Below are 21,307 nucleotides of genomic sequence, written 5' to 3'. Positions count from 1 at the left end.
GATTTCGGGCTTTTAATAGAAAAACATGTTCTTACTATTCCTTCAAGCTTTTCAAATAGCCTATGCTTAAAGGAATATTTTCTATTTCTTTCTCGCTTTCGTCTTCAATAAAATAATGCTTTATGCCTACCTCGTTTGCCAACTTTAATATTGCTGGCCAGTCTGCCTGACCAGTTCCAAGGACTACATCGTTCTCTGCAGGCGTTCCTCCAGAACCATCTCCTACTATCCCTTTCTTCAAGTCTTTAACATGCATTAGCTTCCAGCGGTTTCCGTATTTTTCTAGTAGCTGCTGAGGAGCCTCAGAGCCCCCTCCATGTATTGTCCAAAGCACATCCATTTCAAAAGAAACGTAATCTGGATTCGTGTTTTGAATGATATAATCCATCATTGTTCCTTCACCTTCAGGGTTTGGTTTAAACTCGTAACCGTGGTCATGGTAACAGAACGTCAAACCATTCTCTGCTAAAACTTTTCCTGCAGTATTAAAAACCTCCACTGCTTTTTTAGCGTCTTCGAAAGAAAAATTACTCCCATCATGAGGAATCCAAGCACACATTACAAATTTAGCTCCCAGTGCTTTTGCTCTGTCTGCAACCGCTTGAGGATTTTCTTGTAACTCTTCAAAACCTGAACCAGCGGACGGGATAGAAATCCCTCTTTCTTCGCACATAGCCTTAAAGTCTTCTGGAGAAACACCGTTAGGAGCACCGCCTTCTAGTTCTGTAAAGCCTAGTTCGGCTATCAAATCAAGGTTTTGTTCCAATGTTCTTGTAGTGTCCTTAAATTGATTTCTAAAAGTATACCCTTGAACACCAAACTCGCCCTTAAAAAGAGGGACACCTGTTTCTGTGGTATTATTCCCAGAAGAGCAGGCAAAAATTACGGCCGACAGGCCAATCATACATAAATACAAAACAGATTTTTTCATGTAACAGGGTTTTTGATTTAATACTTGATATTGTTTTTACAAATTTTTCTTGGTCAATTCATCCGCAGCAAAATTGGCGGCTCTTGCTGCAAAGGTCATATATGTTAAAGTAGGATTTTGTGTACTGGTGGATGTCATACAAGCACCATCCGTCACAAAAACATTCTTACAGCCATGCAATTGATGATTCTTATTTAGCATAGACGTTTTGGCATCTTTCCCCATTCTCACGCCACCCATTTCGTGTATATCCGAACCTGGAGCTGCGTGCGTATCTTTAACTTGAATATCTTCGAAACCTGCCTTTTCAAACATTTCAGCCATGGTGGTTTGAAAGTCTGCTACCATTTTATCGTCATTTTCTTGCCATTCACAAGAGAAAACAATTTGCGGAATACCATATTTATCTTTTAAAGTTTCATGCAGTCTAATATGGTTTTCTTCTACTGGTACTGTTTCACCCATCATCCAACCAGATAAACCCCAGCCACCAAGCTCTTGGCTCAGCAGGTTATCTCTTAACTCATCACCAATTCCGTCTTTAGAAGTATAAGAACCTCTTCCTCCACCTATACCCGTTGCATAGCCTCTCAGGAAATTTTCTTCGTGTTTACGAAGATTTCTAAACCTAGGAATATAAGAATGGCTAGGATGTGCTCCACTCGTTTTTTTGTCTTTAAATCCAGCATATTTAGCAGAGATGTTTCCTCGGTAATTATGCCATGCAATGTATTTTCCAAGCACCCCACTGTCGTTTCCTAAACCATTTTCGAAACGATTTGAAGTAGAATTTAATAATATAGCATTGGTGTTAATGGCGGAGCCATTGACAAAAATAACGTTAGCGTAAAATTCTACCATTTCATTGCTGGTAGCGTCTATCACTCTTACGCCAGTGGCTTTCTCTTTTTTATCGTCATAGATAATAGAATGCACTACCGAATAAGGTCTAAGTGTCATTTTACCTGTTTTTGCGGCCCAAGGAAGTGTACTGGAATTGCTACTAAAATATCCACCATAGTTACATCCTCTATTACACATTCTCTGGCTCATGCATTTTCCACGGCCTTGGTCGTAATGAATCTGCTGTGGGTCTGTTAAATGAGCACATCTTCCAAAAACTAAGAATCTGTCATTATAAACTTTTTCTATGGTTTCCTTGAAATGCTGCTCCACACAGTTTAGGTCCCAACCCGGCTGCACAATGCTATTTGGTAAAGCATCTATGTTATCATTAAAACCTGCTATTCCGGCAAACTTCTCCACATGCTCATACCATGGCAATAGGTCTTTATATCTAATGGGCCAATCTACCGCAAAATCGTCCCTAGCAGGGCCTTCAAAGTCAAAGTCAGACCATCTTTGGGTTTGGCGAGCCCATAGTAAAGACTTACCCCCTTCATGATATCCCCTAAACCAACGGAACGGTTTTTCTTGAACAATAGGCTGTTCGTTGTCTGGCAATGCCCAATGCAATGTTTCTGCACGCATGTATTTAGCCATTTCAAAACCTTTTTTTTCTTCCTGAGTAACACTACCTCTATATTCAAAATCCCAGGGAGCTTTAGAAGCAGTAGGATAATCTTCAATATGTTTTACACCTCTTCCTCTTTCCAAAACTAAAGTTTTCAATCCTCTATCACACAGCTCTTTCACCGCCCAGCCACCACTAGCACCCGAGCCAATCACGATAGCGTCGTACTTATGTTTTTTCTTTACTTCTAAATTTAAGTTTGCCATATATGTATTTCCTTCTAAGAATATTTTTCTTTAGTGAAATGATTAAGACTCCGAAACATCCACACATCCATCAAAATGACCTGGAGCCATTTCGTAGCCATAATGATTTACCATCACATATTCCGAGGTGGTATAACCTCTAATTGTTTCACTTTTCAAAGTATCATAAAACCATTCTTTTTCTTCATCGCTAGGTGCAGAAAACCCAATCAAAAGGCTTTCTCTCTGTTCTTGAGTACACACCGAAAAGTCCTTTTTATAAATACTTTTTGCTGTTGAGGACAGTAAGCCCAAACCTGCTTTTACTTTGGCTTGCTGGTCTTCATCATAACAATCTGCTATTAACTTATCTAAAAACTTATCTACGCCTAAGCCCAAAGCACCTGGTTCCGTTTTACCTTCAGGAATAAACGTAGCCGCTACATAGGAAAGCGTTGAAGACTCTGTCTTATTAAAAATGCTGAATGACGAAATACTGGAGCTATCCCAAGCATTCGCCCAAGAAGGTAAAACAACAGCCGCACCGGCACCTAAAGCTATTTTTTTTAATAGTTCTCGTCTTTGCATAATATTTAATCTCTGATTTAAAAAATCAATTTAATACTTAATATTCCATAATATTATATCCCAACTTTATACTAGATAAAAAGTCAGTGTATAAAGACCAAAACATACAGGAAAGATACTCTGGCTCATTATTCTCCCTTTTTCTTATAAATATTTTTCTTTGCCAAATCACTCTCAAACAGCGTGTACTTGTCGTTATAGAATTTTATAAAATCTGGGGCACTTACATGTCCTGGCACTGGAGCATAATAATGCGTTTCACTTCTCGTATCATTTCTCCAAACAAGTACATATGACAGACGCATTTTTTTTGTTTTCATCACTTTCAACAATGTCTCTGTCCACCATGTTTCATTAGGAATAGACTCCAAACCAGTCTCTGTAAAAGCAGCTAGCTTCTTATGTTCCCTCGCATAATCAGAAACAATTCTCAGTTTGTGGGTTGCTGCCTCCAGGTCATATCGGTTTCTTCCCATGTCGGCATAATTATCCATTCCTACCAAATCTACCCATTCGTCTCCTGGATACCTTTCAAGATACTCCGCCTCGGTATTAAAGTTATTGTCTGGAGAAAAGGCCCAAATAAAATTATGGACATTTTTTTCATCTCTCAAGTATGAAGCCGTAAATTTCCAAAGTGTCTTGTATTCCTCTACAGTACAGTGTGGTGCCCCCCACCAAAACCAGCCGCCATCAAACTCATGATAAGGTCGGAAAATCATAGGAACAAGTTCACCATTAACACCCCTGCACGCATTAGCCCACTCCGCCACGTCATCCAAAATCTCCTTGTATTTTTCATGACCATCTCCGCCAGGAATAATCCTTGGCACCACTTTGATAGAGTCTGAGCCAGCCCAGTAAAAACCTCCTTTTCCCATTGGATTATAAAAATGCCACGCCACCGTAATTACACCTCCACGGTTATACGCATCTTCCACCACTTTTTTAAGTTGTACTTTATACTCCTCAGAGTTGGGTCCAGTAAATCCACTAAAGTCTACGCCAATCATACCGGGATGAGTACCGACAACAGATTTAACATCAGAACGGTCTTCTTCATTCCGCCACCCTCTGCCATATTCAGTGGCGTGCTGATGACCAAAAATCGTTTTTCTTTTCTGAATTTTCTTCATTGCTCTAAAGAGGTTTACAGTTTCTCTTGTAGCATTTTTATCCATTAATTGACCAAAGGCACTTGCGTTAATTGCTATAAGTAAAGCCAACAACACGGTTTGTTTTTGTCTCATTCTTTTTAGGAAGAAGGGGTTGAATCTATAATAGTTTCAAGTTAAACCATATAGAACTATCTTTAAAACTCAGATGTCAAGAATTATATCAGATGGTAGTACTAGAACAAGTTTTGGATAAATATGATGTAAATGGGGAAAAAACTGGTTGGACTTTTTTGACAGTTCCTTCATCTGTGGCACATAAAATTAAGCCTAATACCAAGAAATCTTTCAGAATTAAAGGCCTGCTTGATAAAATGCCCATCAAACAACTCGCATTAATTCCGATTGGTGATGGCAACTTTATTTTACCTGTTAATGCTGTGCTTAGAAAAGGGATAAAAAAAGAAGTCGGTTGTACCGTTCTTATGAGCTTAGAGGAAGACAAAAGTGAGTTTGAGTTTTCCCCCGACTTCTTAGCTTGTTTAGAAGATGCACCTAATGCCATGGAACATTTTAAGACATTGACCCCTGGTCATCAACGTTATTTTTCTAAATGGATAGAGTCGGCAAAAACCATTGAAACAAAAAGTAAACGAATTTCAAACAGCATTTTTGGTCTTTCTAATGCTATGGGATATCCAGAAATGATCAGGCATTTTAAAGGCAAATAGATATTTCACTTCCCGATATATTCCGTTTTTTCCAATCTATAATATTTATCCAAGTCACCTTGAATTACATCATAAACCCTTTTTTTTAGGCTTTCCCTATCTTTTGCCGTTAGGCCAATAGTGTATATGGGTTCGTTAATAATTACTTTAGGCAAACCCCATTTAAACAGGTTTGCTGAATTTATCGCATAATTATTTAGATAGGTAATGGGCACTATCGGAACTTGGTTTTCTATGGCCATAATAAAAGGGCCATCCTTAAATGGTTGTTTCATTTTTGGAATTTCGCTAGACAATATTCCTCCCTCCGGCATAATAAATACACTTCTACCATTTTTAAGTGCATTAATACCCCTACGCATTGTTTTAGTTCTACTGTTTTTGTCGCTTCTATTTACCGCAATGTGAAGTTTATCGAACATATAGCCGAACAGGGGAACTTTAGCGACCGAGCTCTTACCTACATATGCGAAATAATTATATACAATATTCATTCCTGCCGCCACGTCTAGGTAGGCAAAATGGTTAGCCACAAAGACATATGCTTTCTTCTTGTCTGGCCTAAATTTCCATTCTTTTTTAATCCACAAACCTGTAAGAAAAAAGAAAATCTGTGACCAAAATCGAATAATTCTATGACCAAACCTATGCCATTTATTACGCTGAATACATATAAAAATAAATGGATACAGTAAGATGAACGGTACTACAAATACCATTACACACCAGAAAGTATATAAAACACTAAAAAGCTTTTTCATTTACATGAATTAAGCTTTGTTCTCTGTTATGTGCTTAATCAGTTCTACAGGTTTTACAGCTGAATTTCTCATTTTGATATTTAACATTTCTACCAAAAATGAGAACGCCATAGCAAAATAAACATAGCCTTTAGGAACCGTAAAATGGAATGCCTCTGCAATTAACAAGGTACCAATCATGACCAAGAAAGACAAAGCTAGCATCTTGATGCTAGGGTGAGCCTCTACAAAATCACCAACAGGTTTAGCGAACAGTAACATACCAATCGTAGAAAGAATGATTGCCACAGCCATTACTGGTATGATATCCGTCATTCCGACCGCAGTAATAATAGAATCTACAGAGAAAATAATATTGACAACAGTTATATCTAAAATAGCTCTAGTCAATGACGAAGCGATGGCCTTTTTACCAAAATCATCTTCTTCTCCTTCCAATTTATGGTGTATTTCGGAAGTGGCTTTATAAAGCAAGAATAAACCACCACCTAACAAAATCAACCCTTTACCACTCATTCCAATATCAAAAGGTAAACCCAAATCTTGGAGGTTAAAAAGGTCTTTTTCTAAACCTAAAATCCATCCAAGAACGAAAAGTAAACCTACTCTTATTACCATAGCAGAAACAAGACCTATGTTTCTTGCCTTTTTCTGATCTTTCTGTGGCAGTTTTCCAGAAATTATGGAGATAAAAATTATATTATCTACTCCTAAAACCATTTCTAAAAGTGTAAGCGTAAGAACGCTAGTAAGGGCAGCGGTGGTCAGTAGTTGTTCCATTAATTAAAATTATACGTCTTTCTTTTTTTTGCGATGTAAGATAATACTATTTAGAAAAATCCTGAGCCAAATATTTCATTTCTTCTTCCGTCAAGTGCTTTGACGCAATGACTACTCTGTATTTGAAAGTAATTTTTTGGCCAACTTCCAATATTATGTCCGAGTTATCACGTCCTTTCGTGAAAACCTTTGACCCAATATTATTCACTGCAAACAAACCATAAGCTCTTGAATGCCAGTGAGACGGAAAATTAGAATTTTTAGGATGATCAAAAATGGCGACGGAGATTTCCTCCTTATTGATTTCACCTGTAAGGTTCATCCATGCCGAACGATTTCCCCAAACATTTTTCTCACCTTTTAAGCCCATGTCATTATTATATTCTCCTGTAGCCACGTAAGACATTTTAGGATCCGGCTCTTCTAATTCCTTTGCCAGCCTTATGGCAAACATTCCTTCCTTATTATCTGCAATGGTTACAGGAACTACTGCTTTAAGGGTTGTGGTTCTGTCAATAATTCTAATCTCTTTATTTCCAGAAAAAACATATTTGCTAGTCTCCTCTAAAAGGTGCTTACCTTCAAAATCCTTCCAAACCGCCGATGCAATGAGCTCTCCAGTTTTTTTTCCGTTATTGAGCTTTTCAATTCCCTTATGAACTATGGTTCCATATTTATTATTACCGCCTATTCTTTCATTCGAATTATTCCAAAAATCGTTCCCATTCACATCTCCATTATTCAGCCAAATACCTACATGATGTGGATGGTCATGCCTTTCTCCATCTCTTGGGTCAAATGGCCAGCCTCTTGATATGGCATTTCCTTCTGGCGACAAAACGGGATACAAAACCGGCTTCTTTAATAGACTTTGGTCTGGATAAAAATAGGCGGTAAAAAGACTTCCGCCTACATACACTTCTACCTTATGCTGATCAGGCAGCTCCTTAAAAGATATAGGAAAGGATTGGCTATATCCCAAAAAAGGTAAGAGCAGGAGTATGTATAATGTTTTCATATCAATAAGGTTTTACCAAAAATAAAAAATCCCTTTTCACTGTTAAGCAAAAAGGGATTTAAAATTTAGTTGTTACACCCTATAAATGAGGATTAACCGCCTTTTTTAGTTCTGGAAGCATCATGGCTCCCGACTTTCTAAAAAGCTGTTTACTATTTTTAAAAACCATGATGGTAGGAACTCCTGTTATTTTATATTTTCTCTGGAGTGCCGTATTTTTATCAATGTCAATTTTTACAATTCTTACTTTATCCCCCATCTCATCTGCCAACTGTTGTAAAGCCGGAGACATGGCTTTACATGGGCCACACCAAGTAGCAAAAAAATCTATCAATACTGGTGTTTCACTTTTTATTAATTCTTCAAATGTGCCTGTCATAATACGCGTTCTTTTATGTTGATGATTGTGACTATAAACTCTTTGATATATTAACGTTCTCCTCTTTTTTCTGGTTCAAATTTTATCATCATCATTAACCAGATAGATCTAGAATATCTGAATAAAATAGGAACCAACATTACCGTTATTAAAACATAACTACCGATATAAATTCTCCAGTCCAATTTATCTTCAAAAACGGTATACCACAAAACAGTAGCAATAATAAAAAAGCCAATATTTAGCATATAACTCACATACATGGCTCCATAAAAGAAGCCAGCTTCCTTCTCATAACGCAGCCCACAATTAGAACAGTTTTTGTGCATCACCATCATTTTCCCCTTTTCATAGGGATTCTGAGCTTCATATAAATTTCCTTTCTCACATCTAGGACATTTTAGAAAAACTGCCCCTTTCAAATTTCCCATGGCTATTTTAGTATTTAAATTGAGCACAAAGATACCGAATATAATTCTGCTAATTGGTAACAAAAGGCACTTGTGAAACTTGAAATTAACTTAAAAACCATATAAAAGCCCAAATGGCTCAAAAGGGTCTCGTGAACCAAAAACGACATGCTTTGAACGCCATACGTTAGTAATGTGCCTTTAAAAACTGCCACCTTTGTGATGTTGGTTGGTGATTTAGATCAGAATGATCGATAAGCACTGTTTAGAAATTGACAACAAAACCATAATAAAAATAATTTAAGATGTCTAAAACATTATTTGACAAGGTGTGGGATGCTCACGTAGTAAGAAGCATTGAAGATGGCCCAGATGTATTTTTCATTGATCGTCATTTTATCCATGAAGTTACCAGTCCTGTTGCCTTTCTAGGATTAGAAAGCAGAGGAGTCGGCGTAATTTTCCCTGAAAGAACATTTGCTACGGCAGATCATAACACACCTACAATTAATCAGCATCTGCCTGTTGAAGATCCGCTCTCTGCTAATCAGTTAAGAGCATTAGAAGGAAACTCTGCCAAATATGGTATTTCTCACTGGGGTCTTGGTCATCAAAAAAATGGTATTGTTCACGTAGTAGGTCCAGAAAACGGCATCACGCTACCAGGGATGACCATCGTTTGTGGAGATTCTCATACTTCAACACATGGTGCTTTCGGTGCCATCGCTTTTGGTATTGGTACTTCTGAAGTAGAAATGGTACTTTCTTCACAATGTATCATGCAGCCTAAACCTAAGAAAATGAAAATTACCGTTAACGGTAAATTAGGTAAAGCTGTAACACCTAAAGATGTTGTCCTTTACATTATCGCTCAAATCTCAGCTGCAGGTGCAACAGGATATTTTGTAGAATATGCGGGTGATGTATTTGAAAACATGAGCATGGAAGGTCGTATGACGGTTTGTAACATGACCATTGAAATGGGTGCCCGTGGAGGAATGATAGCTCCAGACGAAACTACTTTTGCTTATTTGAAAGGCAGAGAAATGTCTCCTAAAGGAGAAGATTGGGAAAAACTATTGAAGTATTGGGCTACGTTGAAAACGGATGACGACGCCGTTTTTGATAAAGAGTTAACTTATACAGCAGAAGAAATTGAGCCACAAATTACTTACGGTACTAACCCTGGCTTAGGAACTGGAATTTCTAGTACTATTCCTAAATCTAGCGAAGTCATTGACGGCGAAGCGAGTTATAAAAAGTCGTTGAACTATATGGGATTTGCTGAAGGCGAAAGCATGATAGGCAAAGAGGTAGATTACGTATTTATTGGCAGCTGTACCAATGGCCGAATTGAAGACTTTAGAGCTTTTGCTTCTATCGTTAAAGGAAGAAAGAAAGCTGATAATGTAACGGCATGGCTAGTTCCTGGTTCTCATATCGTAGAGGCTCAAATTAAAGAAGAAGGTCTTTTAGACATTTTCACTGAGGCGGGTTTTGTATTACGTCAGCCTGGATGTTCTGCTTGTTTAGCAATGAATGACGATAAAGTTCCTGCAGGTAAACTTGCGGTTTCTACATCAAACAGAAACTTCGAAGGCCGTCAAGGACCAAACTCTAGAACACTATTAGCTTCTCCATTAGTGGCAGCAGCAGCAGCGGTTACTGGTAAAGTGAGTGACCCTCGTGGGTTTATGGATTAAGATTTTTATTGCTTTTGGTCTTTTGCTTTTAGCAATTGGCTGTAAGCTTGAAATAATGAGAGACTATAAAAAACTTGATTTCTGGGAAAACTCCTACAAACTAACTTTGAAAGTTTATGAGCTTACAAAAAACTTTCCGAAGGTAGAATTGTACGGGATTGTCTCACAAATGGGACGAGCGGCTTCTTCAATACCTGCAAATATTGCGGAAGGTGCTTCTAAATCAAGAGAAATGGACTTCGGTCAATTTCGTCAAATAGCTTTTGGTTCTTCATCAGAATTAGAAGTGATCCTTTCTTTATCCAAAGATTTGGGATATTTGGACGAGATTCAAATAGTTTCTAAAAAACTTATTCCTGTTAAAAGGCAGCTCTATAATTTAATAAAAACTTTAAACAAATAAGCTGATAGCAAAGGGCTAAAGGCTAAAGTCAATTATGGCATACGATAAATTTACAGTATTAAATTGCACTTGTGTACCGCTTCCATTAGAGAATGTGGATACCGACCAAATTATTCCAGCCCGTTTCTTAAAAGCAACTAAAAGAGAGGCTTTTGGAGACAATCTTTTTAGAGATTGGAGATATAATAATGACGATACGCCTAAGGCAGATTTCGTATTAAACAATCCTACTTACGACGGAAAAATACTGGTTGCGGGTAGAAACTTTGGTTCTGGTTCTAGTAGAGAGCACGCGGCTTGGGCCATTTATGATTATGGTTTCAGATGTGTTATCTCTAGTTTCTTTGCTGATATTTTCAAAGGAAACTCATTGAACATTGGTATTCTTCCCGTGACCGTTAGTCCAGAATTTTTGGATAAAATATTCAAAGACATTGAGAAAGATCCAAATGCCAAAGTTGAAGTTAACCTTCCTAGCCAAACGGTAACGATAGTTTCTACAGGCGAAAGTGAGCGTTTCGAAATCAATGGCTATAAGAAAAACAATATGGTCAACGGATTTGATGACATTGACTATCTCCAGTCTATGAAATCAGAAATTGCTGATTTTGAAATCGCTCGCCCTTTCTAATTAAAATAAACCCCTAAATCCTCCTCCTTAAATACATTTTTTGGAGGAGGAATATGTATGAAACGCCATATTGAAATAATGGATACCACCCTTCGGGATGGTGAACAAACCAGCGGAGTATCTTTTTCGGCATCTGAAAAACTAACAATGGCACAACTTTTACTTGAAGAAGTAAAAGTGGATAGAATTGAAGTGGCTTCAGCACGTGTTTCGGAAGGTGAGCTTACAGCAGTAAAAAAAATTACAACCTGGGCTGCCGAAAAAGGTTTTCTGGATAAGATTGAGGTACTAACCTTTGTGGATGGTGATGCTTCTTTAGATTGGATGCAACAGGCTGGAGCCAAGGTTATGAACCTTCTTACCAAAGGTTCTTTAAATCATCTTACGCATCAGCTTAAAAAAACGCCTGAACAGCACTTCCGTGAAATTGAAATTCTAGTTAACAAAGCTGTCGCCAATGGCATCAGTGTCAACGTTTATTTGGAAGATTGGAGCAACGGAATGCGTCATTCGAAAGAATATGTTTTCCAACATGTAGAAAACCTTATCAAGCTCCCAATAAAACGAATTTTGCTGCCGGATACCCTAGGTATTTTAACACCAAACGAGTCTTATGTTTTTGTAAAAGCTCTGGTAGACAGATATCCTGGTCAACATTTCGATTTTCATGCTCATAACGACTACGATCTTAGCGTGGCCAATGTGATGGAAGGCTTAAGAGGTGGTGCTCACGGCTTACATGTGACCGTTAATGGACTTGGAGAAAGAGCCGGAAATGCCCCTTTAGCCAGTACAGTAGCTGTTTTAAGAGATTTTGTTCCAGAAGTAAGCATCAATGTAGACGACAAATCACTCTATAGAATTAGTGGTTTAGTGGAAGGCTTCTCTGGAATGAGAATTCCGGCTAACCAACCGATTGTGGGTGACAGCGTTTTCACGCAAACGGCCGGTATTCATGCCGATGGTGATAAGAAAAACAACCTTTACGTTAGCGATTTAGAGCCTGGAAGGTTTGGAAGAAGAACACTTTACGCTTTAGGAAAGTCTTCTGGGAAGGCAAACATTGAGAAAAACCTTCAAATGTTAGGTATCTCCTTACCTGATGAAGATTTAAAGAAAGTCACCAAGAGAATTATTGAACTGGGCGACAAAAAGCAATCCGTAACCCGTGAAGATCTTCCATTCATTATTGCTGATGTTTTAGACCGTGAGCCTGAAGAAAAAAAGGTAGAGTTAATTAACTATGTGCTCACTCACTCTAGAAACCTAAGACCTTCTGCCACACTTCAAATCAAAATTGAATGTGAGGTTTATGAGGAAAACGCTCAAGGCGATGGACAGTACGATGCCTTTATGAATGCATTGAAAAAGATATTCAAACAAAAGGAAATGGACTTTCCAATTTTAGCAGATTACGCCGTGCGAATTCCGCCGGGAGGAAATACGGACGCACTTTGCGAAACCATTATTACTTGGAAGGTTGGAAATAAAGAAATGAAAACAAGGGGTCTTGATTCTGACCAAACCGTATCAGCGATTGAGGCAACCGTTAAGATGTTGAATTTGATATAAATTAGCTTTTAGCCATTTGCGGTTAGCTATTAGCTCAAAAATATTCCGCAACAAAAACTTACAATTTCAAAAAAACGCTATAGGCCCAAAGCCAATAGCTAACAGCTCAAAACAAATGAACTTAAACATAGCAGTATTAGCCGGTGACGGCATTGGACCAGAGGTGGTAGCACAAGCACAGAAAGTGTCTGATGCGATAGCAAAAAAATATGGTCATACCATCAATTGGACGCCAGCCATAACAGGTGCTGCGGCCATTGACGCCGTAGGCGAGCCATATCCAGACTCCACACATGAGATTTGCATGAATTCTGATGCTGTTTTATTTGGTGCCATTGGTCTTCCAAGGTTTGATAATGACCCTTCTAATCCAGTTAGGCCAGAGCAGGGTCTTTTGGCCATGCGTAAGAAATTAGGTCTTTACGCTAATATTCGTCCTACTTTGGTTTTTCCATCGCTTCTTCATAAGTCTCCATTGAGACCTGAATTGATAGAAAACGCCGATTTCGTATGCATTCGTGAGTTAACGGGTGGAATTTACTTTGGTGACAAAGGAAGAAACGAAGCTAGAGATAGAGCTTGGGATGTTTGTGAATACACAAAACCTGAGGTAGAAAGAATTATTCGTTTGGCTTATACCTATGCCATGGCCAGAAAGAAGAAGTTGACGATTGTGGATAAAGCTAACGTTTTAGAAACATCTAGGCTTTGGAGAGAAGTGGGTCAATCTTTAGAAAAAGAGTATCCAGAGGTTAAAACGGAGTATCTTTTAGTAGATGCCGCCGCTATGCGTATTATCCAATGGCCAGAAGGTTTTGACGTGATGGTGACTGAAAATATGTTTGGTGATATATTGACCGATGAGGCGTCTGTAATCTCTGGTTCTATGGGATTAATGCCTTCAGCATCAATTGGCCTTCATACGTCCGTTTTTGAGCCGATACACGGGTCTTATCCACAAGCGACGGGTCTAAACATAGCAAACCCAATTGGAACCGTTTTATCGGCTGCTATGATGTTTGAATACGCTTTCAAACTAATGGATGAAGCTCAGGAAATTAAAGATGTGGTGAATAAGTCTTTGGCAGAAGGAATAGTAACCGAAGATATCGCTGGAAAAGATAAGGCCTACGGTACATCTGAAGTAGGTGACTGGTTAGCTGCTCAGATTAAGTAGACTTCGAGTGCCTCAGTCTACAGAATAGGTGTTGGTGGCTGAAGGACTCGAAACCACTACACAACTAAATTTATTAGAACTGGTACTTTAAAAACATTATCCTAACCTATAAACTAGAAAAGCCCTAATCGAGAGATTGGGGTTTTTGCTTTTTACATGTCTCTGTTAAATAATCTACCCAACTTTTAACGGTTTCAGTATTGGGATGTGAAATTCCCAAATGTTCATTGAAGATTTGGTATGCTTTCAGGCACCATTTCAAGCCTTCGCAGGGCTTATTCATAGCCCCACCAAGCAATGTTCCATAATTATGATAACTAATCGCGGTCGTAGGATGCTTTTCTCCGTAGTTCGTCTCATCTGATTTCAGGGCTTTTTCTAATAATAATTTCGCCCCTTGATAATCTCCAAGATCCTGAAGTACTAAGGCTAAATTTGATAGCGTTCTTGCAGTATTTGGATGCTTCTCGCCAAATGTCACCTTATTAGAACTTAGGGCTTTTTCTAAAAACTCTTTCGCTCCTAAATAATCTTTAAGGTACCAAAGTGCCATGGCCAAATTTAACTGTGCTCTTGCTGTATTAGGATGCGTTTCACCAAAATTTGCCTTATTAGATCTTAGGGCTTTTAGAAAAAACCCTTTCGCTCCTAAATAGTCACCAAGATCTTGAAACACCATAGCCAAATTTGAATAACGAACCGCCATTGTAGGATGAGTTTCACCAAAGTTTGCCCTATCAGAGATCAAAACCTTTTCTAATAAGCTCTTCGCTACTAAGTAATCACCAAGGTCTTTAAGAACCAAGGCTAAATTTGAATAACGACCTACTGTTATTGGATGCGTTTCACAAAAGTTTATCTTATCTGCATTTAAAGCTTTTTCTAATAGGGTTTTCGCCCCCTTATAATCACCAAAGTCCTGAAGAACTAATGCTAAATTTGATTGTGTCCTTGATGTATCTGAATGCGTTTCACCAAAATTTGCTAAGTCAGAATTTAGGGCTTTTTCTAATAAACTCTTCGCTCCCGCAAAGTCGCCAAGATCTTGAAGTACTATGGCTAAATTTGAATAACGAACGGCCGTTCTTGGATGCGTTTCGCCAAAATTTGCCTCATCAGATTCTAGAGCTTTTTTTAATAAGGTCTTTGCTCCTGAATAATATCCAAGAGCCTGAAGCACTAAGGCCAAATTATTGGCTAATTCAGAAATTTTTTCATGAAGATTATCAGTTTCTCTACTATCATAAATAAACTTGCCGTATTCTATCCATTGAAATTTATCTACCGGATTATCCTTTGTTTGGTCAATCTTTAGTTTTTGGCTAAATGTTGCTACTAATTCTTTTGTATTTATTTCGTTGGGGTTTTCTTGATATTTCACTAGCGTTTGCACCATCCGGTGCATGGAAAATTTCGAACCTTTCTTCTCAATCCAGCCTTTCTTATGTAAAGTTCTTAATACTTCTCCAAAAGCCTTTTTTTCTTCCTGTAACCATTCGGCTAGATCTACGTATTCGTGTTCAAAAGGTGGTAAAATAGCAAACTGTAGCAAGGCCCATATTTCGTATTTTTCTAATTTGGCTAGTGTAAAACTTTGAATTAAGTGTCCATAAACGGCTACATCTTCTTTACTATGGTTAGTAAATACTTCCTCTTGAAGCTCCTCTGCATCAAGTTGGTTGGTTTTTAAATAATCCGATAAATCCGATAGCCTTTCTAAGTCCAGGGATTCTTCCAATGTTTTTACCAGTAATTCGATGCTTAACGCATGATAATCTAATAGTTCACAGAAGGTTTCAATCTCATTCTCCGTAGGAGTAGTTTTAAATAAGTGTTTTTTTATCAGGGATTTTGCCTCATTTGGGTTTAGTTTTCCTACTACTTTTTCCGTAAACCCTAGTCCTATTTTCTCTCTAGAAGTTAATAATAAACGATAGTCTGCAGGTAAATTATTTTTGAAATTATTTAGACTTTCATCCACATTATCTAATACCAAAAGCTTTTTCCCAGATACTTTCTTCATAGCGTTAAAAATGGTCGGTGATAAGTTTTGAGTATCAATTCCTTCCATGCTTAACTTTAAACTATCATGTAAGGTTTTAGCACTAAGCAACATATTTTCAAAAGTATCCGTCTGAGAAAGCCAGGCTATGTGGTCATATTCTTTTTCATATTTCTGAACATAAACTGCCGCTAATGTTGACTTCCCTACTCCACCTAAACCATTCAGCAGTAATGCATTGTTTCCGGCCTCTAAGTCCTTATGTAAATCTTCCAAAAATGTTCCTCGTTCTACGTATTTGGTGAGGTCTATTCTTGGTGGGGCTGCTGTTAGGGTTTTGGGGTAGGTTGAGGCTACTTTGTTTTCAATTCTATCAACTACTTGTCGAATATGGCCTGCATCCTCTGCAATTTGAGGTAAGAATTTAAGAACTAGTTCCTTGAAATCTTTATCATTTTCAACCCATAATTCATCAAGGTAATTTCGACCATTTTCCAAATAGACCTTTCCATTAGTTTCTATTTCAGAAATTTTCTTTAAAATCTCTGTATTACCCTCACTAATTTGGGAACCCAAACCATTTAAAGTCATCATGATAAAAGCTTTATAAGACTTTTCATCATTTCGGTCTTTCAGTCCTTCATTAAATGCTACATCATAAGCTCTTTCAAAATGAGTTTCAATGAATTCTTTGATATGGTCTAAATCTAAGTCCTCCGTATTATACTTAGATTCTCCAATATATTCCTCTGCAAATTACCACGCATAACCTTGATTTTTACCCAGCCATTTTTTCCTATCCTTAGCAATTAACTCATAATCCTTTTGGTTATTCGGGCGGGCGTTGGCTTGCTTTTCCAGTTCTTCTAGAAATTTTATATCGCCTTTATTGGTTTCAAAACGAGCTTCATAGGTTTCTCTCAAATACCTATATGTTTCTCCAACTGATTTAATCATCAGTTTCTCCAGGCTATGATCAATTTCTTCATTATCTTTCCCTATTTCATCTGTCAGGAACCTACCTAAATCCTTAAAGTTTATCTCGCTAGAGTATTGCTGAATAAAACTACTAGCCACGCCTCCTGTGATAGAGTTTAAAATTCTTAAACTCTTTTCTTTTGTAGCTTTAGGCCCTTCCAAAGCAAATATTTTGGATAAAGCGGAGCTTCCTGAAGATAAGCCAATCTTAGTAAAAAGGGCAGAAGTTATGGGCATCGTGCATTTAAAGTATAATCTAATAAAGATAATATTTTGAAACACTTATAGTTAAAAAGCAACCTTAAAAACATAAAAAAGCCGAAATCTTAATGATTTCGGCTTTTCAATTTTATGGAGAATTAAGATTCTTACTTATAAATCATGCCCAACAGGCTAGCCATTTTATCTTTTAGGTCTTTTCTATCTACTATAAAGTCTAAGAAACCGTGTTCTAGTAAAAATTCAGCAGTTTGAAAACCTTTTGGCAAATCCTTACCTATGGTCTCTCTAATAATTCTTGGACCCGCAAAGCCAATAAGTGAACCTGGCTCAGCAATGTTAAAATCTCCTAGCATAGCAAATGACGCCGTAACACCACCTGTAGTTGGGTCAGTCAGTAAAGATATGTAGGGAATACCTGCTCTATCTAAAAGTGCCAATTTCCCTGATGTTTTGGCCATCTGCATTAAAGAGAAACCAGCTTCCATCATCCTGGCTCCGCCAGACTTTGAGATCATCAAAAAAGGAATTTTCTTCTTTATGGAATTATCTATTCCTCTGGCTATCTTCTCCCCTACTACCGAACCCATAGAACCACCAATAAAACCAAAATCCATACAGGAGATAGTAATACCCTTTCCATGTATTTTACCTTCCGCTGTTCTACAAGCATCCACCAAACCAGATTTCTTTTCCGTTTGTAATAATCTATCTGGATAGGCCTTTGTGTCTACAAATTCTAGCGGGTCGCCAGATCGCATATTAGCATCCAATTCCACATATTTACCCTCATCAAATAAAAGATTGAAATAGGCCTCTGAGCCAATTTTTTCGTGATAATTGCAGTGAATACAGGTAAACGCATTATTCTTATGCTCTCTTGTATGCGTAGCCTGTTTACATTCAGGACATTGATACCAAAGACCATCCGGAGCTTCTCTCTTTAACTCCGTTGGTGTATTTATTCCTTTACCCGTACGTTGAAACCAAGACATAATTCAAATGTTAATTGAAAGGCAAATATATAAAGGGTACTGCTAAGAAACTGTATCTATAGACGAGATTCTTAGAAATACCCTTTACGGCATTGAATATCAAACAGCACGTAAGTCGGAATTAACCAACTTAAATTTCAATGTCGTTTTCAAAATAAATAGTTCCTTCTACGCCGCCGTAGTAAATTACTTTTGCTTTTCCTTCCCTTTTTCCGTTAACATAGCGAACAAATAGACGGTCTCCATTTTGATAATAGAAGGTTCCTTTGTCGTCATTCATGACACCCTGTCTAAATTTACCAACATACTTGGTTCCGTCTTTATAGTAGAATGTGCCATATCCGTGAAATCTACCTCCTGAAAAGTCGCCTTCAAACTTTTTTCTACCATCTGCATAATACTCTATACCATATCCAGCTCTGTCACCACTTTTCCAATTACCCGCATACTTTTCATAAGTTCTTCTATTCACCGCAACTCCGAATCCTTCCCTACAGTCACCTTCTAAACATCCCGTTTTAATGGTTTCTGGTATTTCTCTTTTTATTTCTGGTAGTCTGTTTGTAGTTCTTACTATTTCAACCTCGGGCTCTTCTTCTGTATCGTCGGAAGTATCCATATTTATGCTAAGTTGTGGGTACATTTCTTCCGCTGCATTATAGCCTTTTTTTATAGAAGCCATTCTCCTTCTCCTTGGCGGGTGGCTTCCCGTGTCATAGTCTGTCGTGAATTTCCAGATGGCAGATTGGGCGTCCTTTAAACTCGCCCCCATTTGATACATTACAAAACCAGAAAATTCATCTGCCTCCAATTCTCTATTTGGATCTGAGCCCCCTTCTTTCAGCGTATGCCCTTGTAGATGATGTCCTATTTCATGAGCCAAAATACTCATAGCACCCCAGTCTGTTTGCGTAATGCTGTTTACCCTTCTCATAAAGCTCGCATCGTAAACTATCAATCGCTCCCCATTTTTTGTTGCAGCAAAGCAATTGTCAATATTAGGGCATTCCATCACATAAAAATTTTGCTTTAAACCTGACCTACTCACAATTCTTTCCACAGCCTTTTGAGCCTCCGGTCTGGTTTTAAAACCCAACATTCCACAAATAGATTTTTCGTTTATTATACCGGCACTCACTGTATAACTACAAACGAATGTTGTGGTTTCGCCAGAATCGTCCTGAGCAAAAAGAGGAATTTGAAATAGCAGAAAATAGCAGAAGATAAAAGTAAATTTCGGATTAGACATCTTGAGAAATTTTAGTTATTGCATTATACCAACGCCCCTACGTCTTTTTTTATTTTGTTTTTTTTATCACGAAAAATTAAACAAAGTTTCTTTTTGCGATATAAAACCTGTCGTTAAAGCTAGCCTAATAAACAAAATCTCCTCTAAGCTCTCTAAACTTTTTTCGTGCGTCAGCACCAAAAATACTTCCTGGAAATTCGGTTAAAAGCTGTTTATAAAGAACCATAGCTTTAGGTTTGTCGTCCAATTTTTCTTCATAAATTTTAGCCAACATGTACAAGGCGTCGTCCGCTAAAATATCATATTTATGGTTTTCATAAAGATTATTTAAATCCTTGATGGTGGCTTCTACATGGTCCAATTTATAATTGGTATTGGCCCTCAGCCATAAAATTTCATCCGCTAAACTGTGCGTTTTATATACTTCGAATAAGGAGTCTAAATTAGCAATAGCTATGGCATTTCTATTCTGAAATAACAATAAATCCACGGCAGAATAAGCTTTCAAAGCAGCATCAGTGGTGTCTAAGCCAAGATTATCTTGTATCAATAAACTCAATTTCATAGCATCATTTGCTATCTCTCTGGTTGTAGCTTTCTTAAGTATATCTAAAATGTCTTTGGCCAATTCAAACTCCCCAGTGTAATAATGAAGTCTGGCATTCTTCAGCTTGGCGTTTTCTCCTAGGAAATCCTCCTTTTGAGACTTTTCCACCTGCATATACAGCAATGTGGATTCCCATGGCTCTTCTTTCAGAATATAAATGTCTCCTAAATCTAACTTGCATTGATCTTTAAACTTCTGATTTGACCCCGATTGGGCAATAGCCATTTCTAGGACTTGTACCGCACGTTCTTGGTCATTAAGATAGAAGGCGTACAACAAGGCCATATTACGCAGTGCGTCTATTGTTTGGGGGCTTAAACCTATATCCTTAATCAAAATCTCGTATTGACCAATCAGTTCTTTAATTTCTGTTTCATCAATAGGAAAAGTATTCTTAACTACTTGCTCCCTACATTGGATATTCCATCTTCTGGCATACGGGTAGAAATCTCCGGTTGGATATTCATTCATGATGTACTGGTACATTCTAGAAGCATCCTTGAATTCCCTATTCTGATAAGCTAATCCTGCCAACTCAAATATCTTCCTTCCTCCAAGATTCAACCTCCTATCTAGAGCTCTAGCTTGTGTAAATGCTTTTGCAAACTCCTTTTCCTGAACAAAGTGCCAAATTAGCAATTCATTATAATAGACTTCGTCTGGTTTTTCCTGAATCCGAGTATACAAGAGCCTAACCAACATTGCCACTTCATCTTCCTCTTTGATATTATCTTGAATAGTTCTTTCTACGTAATCGGAGTTTTTATGCTCAATTCCATAAGAGAAAACTTCTTTAAGCATTTCTTCTTTTTTACCCGCAAACAAAAAAGCTCTAGCCAAATGAATATTATGCTTGTCGACACTTTTTGACCTTTCTCTAGATTTCATTAACATGTCTATCAGTAAATCAATCTTATTGGTTCTATAAAAGAAATTCTGCAATTGATACACGTAAGCATCCTTTTGGGAAGCCTTCTCAATCAAATCCGCATAAGCCTTGTTTGCCGCAGGCAAATCATTTGAAACCTCCAGAAGATACGCCAAGTCGGCCTCATATAAAACCATATCAGGATAATCCTTAATCTGACCTTTGAGAAAATCTTTAGCCTTATCATAATCCTTTAACCTCATCAAGGAATTCAGATAGTTATCATGGATGTTTCTGGCGTTTTCTTTTCTCTTACTGAGTTTTTCAAAAATTTCCACGGCCTTTTCATATTCCCCTTTAGTATAATATTCATTGGCTAATTCCACAGACTGGCCCGCAGCGTTCAGCCCAATCATTAAAATTATTATTAGTGCTTTAACCTTGTTCATATATATTAAAAATAAGAATATG

At 37.7% G+C, this 21,307-nt stretch carries 20 protein-coding genes; 6 read left to right on the top strand and 14 right to left on the bottom strand.

Annotated features, from left to right (window positions below; translation table 11 throughout):
- Positions 1-34: 34 nt before the first annotated feature.
- The 4 genes from ACTBZY_RS04505 to ACTBZY_RS04490 form a co-directional block, all read right to left on the bottom strand.
- A complete protein-coding gene (locus ACTBZY_RS04505) occupies positions 35-931 on the bottom strand; it encodes a sugar phosphate isomerase/epimerase family protein (RefSeq protein WP_463045145.1) in 897 nt (298 codons plus the stop codon).
- 36 nt (positions 932-967) lie between these two features.
- Positions 968-2,671: a GMC oxidoreductase gene (locus tag ACTBZY_RS04500; protein ID WP_463045144.1), complete on the bottom strand. Its 1,704-nt coding sequence runs from the start codon at positions 2,669-2,671 to the stop codon at positions 968-970.
- 42 nt (positions 2,672-2,713) lie between these two features.
- Entirely contained in the window at positions 2,714-3,238 is a 525-nt protein-coding gene (locus tag ACTBZY_RS04495; RefSeq protein ID WP_463045143.1) for a gluconate 2-dehydrogenase subunit 3 family protein, read from the bottom strand.
- A 128-nt stretch (positions 3,239-3,366) separates the two neighbouring features.
- Positions 3,367-4,488 carry a glycoside hydrolase family 26 protein gene (locus ACTBZY_RS04490; protein ID WP_463045142.1) on the bottom strand — a complete coding sequence of 374 codons (1,122 nt, stop codon included), beginning with the start codon at positions 4,486-4,488 and terminating at the stop codon, positions 3,367-3,369.
- A gap of 92 nt (positions 4,489-4,580) precedes the next feature.
- Here ACTBZY_RS04490 and ACTBZY_RS04485 point away from each other — a divergent pair, with 92 nt between their 5' ends.
- Complete coding sequence (locus ACTBZY_RS04485; RefSeq protein ID WP_463045141.1) at positions 4,581-5,084, top strand: YdeI/OmpD-associated family protein; 504 nt, start codon at positions 4,581-4,583, stop codon at positions 5,082-5,084.
- Between the two features lie 5 nt (positions 5,085-5,089).
- On the opposite strand, the gene ACTBZY_RS04480 is transcribed toward ACTBZY_RS04485, so the two are convergent.
- The 5 genes from ACTBZY_RS04480 to ACTBZY_RS04460 form a co-directional block, all read right to left on the bottom strand.
- Positions 5,090-5,845 (bottom strand): lysophospholipid acyltransferase family protein, encoded by a 756-nt coding sequence (locus ACTBZY_RS04480; protein ID WP_463045140.1) that lies wholly within the window; start codon positions 5,843-5,845, stop codon positions 5,090-5,092.
- Between the two features lie 9 nt (positions 5,846-5,854).
- A complete protein-coding gene (locus tag ACTBZY_RS04475; RefSeq protein WP_463045139.1) occupies positions 5,855-6,625 on the bottom strand; it encodes a TerC family protein in 771 nt (256 codons plus the stop codon).
- A gap of 46 nt (positions 6,626-6,671) precedes the next feature.
- The gene (locus ACTBZY_RS04470; protein ID WP_463045138.1) at positions 6,672-7,643 is read right to left on the bottom strand and encodes a DUF6807 domain-containing protein; all 972 of its coding nucleotides are present in this window, start codon (positions 7,641-7,643) and stop codon (positions 6,672-6,674) included.
- A gap of 79 nt (positions 7,644-7,722) precedes the next feature.
- On the bottom strand, positions 7,723-8,022 hold the full coding sequence (gene trxA, locus ACTBZY_RS04465; RefSeq protein WP_463045137.1) for a thioredoxin: 300 nt from the start codon (positions 8,020-8,022) through the stop codon (positions 7,723-7,725).
- A gap of 50 nt (positions 8,023-8,072) precedes the next feature.
- Positions 8,073-8,453, bottom strand: coding sequence for a DUF983 domain-containing protein (locus ACTBZY_RS04460; protein WP_463045136.1), 381 nt, complete (start codon positions 8,451-8,453; stop codon positions 8,073-8,075).
- A gap of 284 nt (positions 8,454-8,737) precedes the next feature.
- On the opposite strand from ACTBZY_RS04460, the gene leuC reads away from it, so the two are divergent.
- From leuC to leuB, 5 genes are all read left to right on the top strand, one after another.
- Positions 8,738-10,135, top strand: coding sequence for a 3-isopropylmalate dehydratase large subunit (leuC, locus tag ACTBZY_RS04455; protein WP_463045135.1), 1,398 nt, complete (start codon positions 8,738-8,740; stop codon positions 10,133-10,135).
- 55 nt (positions 10,136-10,190) lie between these two features.
- Positions 10,191-10,538: a four helix bundle protein gene (locus ACTBZY_RS04450; protein WP_463045134.1), complete on the top strand. Its 348-nt coding sequence runs from the start codon at positions 10,191-10,193 to the stop codon at positions 10,536-10,538.
- A 34-nt stretch (positions 10,539-10,572) separates the two neighbouring features.
- Entirely contained in the window at positions 10,573-11,169 is a 597-nt protein-coding gene (gene leuD, locus ACTBZY_RS04445) for a 3-isopropylmalate dehydratase small subunit (RefSeq protein WP_463045133.1), read from the top strand.
- Positions 11,170-11,247: 78 nt separating this feature from the next.
- Positions 11,248-12,741: an alpha-isopropylmalate synthase regulatory domain-containing protein gene (locus tag ACTBZY_RS04440; RefSeq protein WP_463045132.1), complete on the top strand. Its 1,494-nt coding sequence runs from the start codon at positions 11,248-11,250 to the stop codon at positions 12,739-12,741.
- Positions 12,742-12,856: 115 nt separating this feature from the next.
- Positions 12,857-13,918: a 3-isopropylmalate dehydrogenase gene (gene leuB / locus ACTBZY_RS04435; RefSeq protein ID WP_463045131.1), complete on the top strand. Its 1,062-nt coding sequence runs from the start codon at positions 12,857-12,859 to the stop codon at positions 13,916-13,918.
- A 124-nt stretch (positions 13,919-14,042) separates the two neighbouring features.
- On the opposite strand, the gene ACTBZY_RS04430 is transcribed toward leuB, so the two are convergent.
- From ACTBZY_RS04430 to ACTBZY_RS04410, 5 genes are all read right to left on the bottom strand, one after another.
- Complete coding sequence (locus tag ACTBZY_RS04430) at positions 14,043-16,514, bottom strand: tetratricopeptide repeat protein (protein WP_463045130.1); 2,472 nt, start codon at positions 16,512-16,514, stop codon at positions 14,043-14,045.
- Positions 16,515-16,676: 162 nt separating this feature from the next.
- Complete coding sequence (locus ACTBZY_RS04425) at positions 16,677-17,135, bottom strand: hypothetical protein (RefSeq protein ID WP_463045129.1); 459 nt, start codon at positions 17,133-17,135, stop codon at positions 16,677-16,679.
- Positions 17,136-17,266: 131 nt separating this feature from the next.
- On the bottom strand, positions 17,267-18,112 hold the full coding sequence (gene accD / locus ACTBZY_RS04420) for an acetyl-CoA carboxylase, carboxyltransferase subunit beta (RefSeq protein ID WP_463045128.1): 846 nt from the start codon (positions 18,110-18,112) through the stop codon (positions 17,267-17,269).
- 130 nt (positions 18,113-18,242) lie between these two features.
- Entirely contained in the window at positions 18,243-19,361 is a 1,119-nt protein-coding gene (locus ACTBZY_RS04415) for an MORN repeat-containing protein (protein ID WP_463045127.1), read from the bottom strand.
- Between the two features lie 124 nt (positions 19,362-19,485).
- A complete protein-coding gene (locus tag ACTBZY_RS04410; protein ID WP_463045126.1) occupies positions 19,486-21,285 on the bottom strand; it encodes a tetratricopeptide repeat protein in 1,800 nt (599 codons plus the stop codon).
- Between the last annotated feature and the right edge of the window lie 22 nt (positions 21,286-21,307).

The organism is Arcticibacterium sp. (genome assembly GCF_055134445.1).
Note: the sequence above shows the minus strand (reverse complement) of the source record. Positions and strands in the feature narration are given on the sequence as shown.

Coding starts and splice junctions, on each gene's coding strand:
- ACTBZY_RS04430 (WP_463045130.1), bottom strand. CDS start 16,514: ATGATGACTTTAAATGGTTTGGGTTCCCAAATTAGTGAGGGTAATACA.
- ACTBZY_RS04450 (WP_463045134.1), top strand. CDS start 10,191: ATGAGAGACTATAAAAAACTTGATTTCTGGGAAAACTCCTACAAACTA.
- ACTBZY_RS04495 (WP_463045143.1), bottom strand. CDS start 3,238: ATGCAAAGACGAGAACTATTAAAAAAAATAGCTTTAGGTGCCGGTGCG.
- ACTBZY_RS04410 (WP_463045126.1), bottom strand. CDS start 21,285: ATGAACAAGGTTAAAGCACTAATAATAATTTTAATGATTGGGCTGAAC.
- ACTBZY_RS04470 (WP_463045138.1), bottom strand. CDS start 7,643: ATGAAAACATTATACATACTCCTGCTCTTACCTTTTTTGGGATATAGC.
- ACTBZY_RS04480 (WP_463045140.1), bottom strand. CDS start 5,845: ATGAAAAAGCTTTTTAGTGTTTTATATACTTTCTGGTGTGTAATGGTA.
- leuD (WP_463045133.1), top strand. CDS start 10,573: ATGGCATACGATAAATTTACAGTATTAAATTGCACTTGTGTACCGCTT.
- leuC (WP_463045135.1), top strand. CDS start 8,738: ATGTCTAAAACATTATTTGACAAGGTGTGGGATGCTCACGTAGTAAGA.
- trxA (WP_463045137.1), bottom strand. CDS start 8,022: ATGACAGGCACATTTGAAGAATTAATAAAAAGTGAAACACCAGTATTG.
- accD (WP_463045128.1), bottom strand. CDS start 18,112: ATGTCTTGGTTTCAACGTACGGGTAAAGGAATAAATACACCAACGGAG.
- ACTBZY_RS04460 (WP_463045136.1), bottom strand. CDS start 8,453: ATGGGAAATTTGAAAGGGGCAGTTTTTCTAAAATGTCCTAGATGTGAG.
- ACTBZY_RS04475 (WP_463045139.1), bottom strand. CDS start 6,625: ATGGAACAACTACTGACCACCGCTGCCCTTACTAGCGTTCTTACGCTT.
- leuB (WP_463045131.1), top strand. CDS start 12,857: ATGAACTTAAACATAGCAGTATTAGCCGGTGACGGCATTGGACCAGAG.
- ACTBZY_RS04425 (WP_463045129.1), bottom strand. CDS start 17,135: ATGCCCATAACTTCTGCCCTTTTTACTAAGATTGGCTTATCTTCAGGA.
- ACTBZY_RS04490 (WP_463045142.1), bottom strand. CDS start 4,488: ATGAGACAAAAACAAACCGTGTTGTTGGCTTTACTTATAGCAATTAAC.
- ACTBZY_RS04485 (WP_463045141.1), top strand. CDS start 4,581: ATGGTAGTACTAGAACAAGTTTTGGATAAATATGATGTAAATGGGGAA.
- ACTBZY_RS04415 (WP_463045127.1), bottom strand. CDS start 19,361: ATGTCTAATCCGAAATTTACTTTTATCTTCTGCTATTTTCTGCTATTT.
- ACTBZY_RS04500 (WP_463045144.1), bottom strand. CDS start 2,671: ATGGCAAACTTAAATTTAGAAGTAAAGAAAAAACATAAGTACGACGCT.
- ACTBZY_RS04505 (WP_463045145.1), bottom strand. CDS start 931: ATGAAAAAATCTGTTTTGTATTTATGTATGATTGGCCTGTCGGCCGTA.
- ACTBZY_RS04440 (WP_463045132.1), top strand. CDS start 11,248: ATGGATACCACCCTTCGGGATGGTGAACAAACCAGCGGAGTATCTTTT.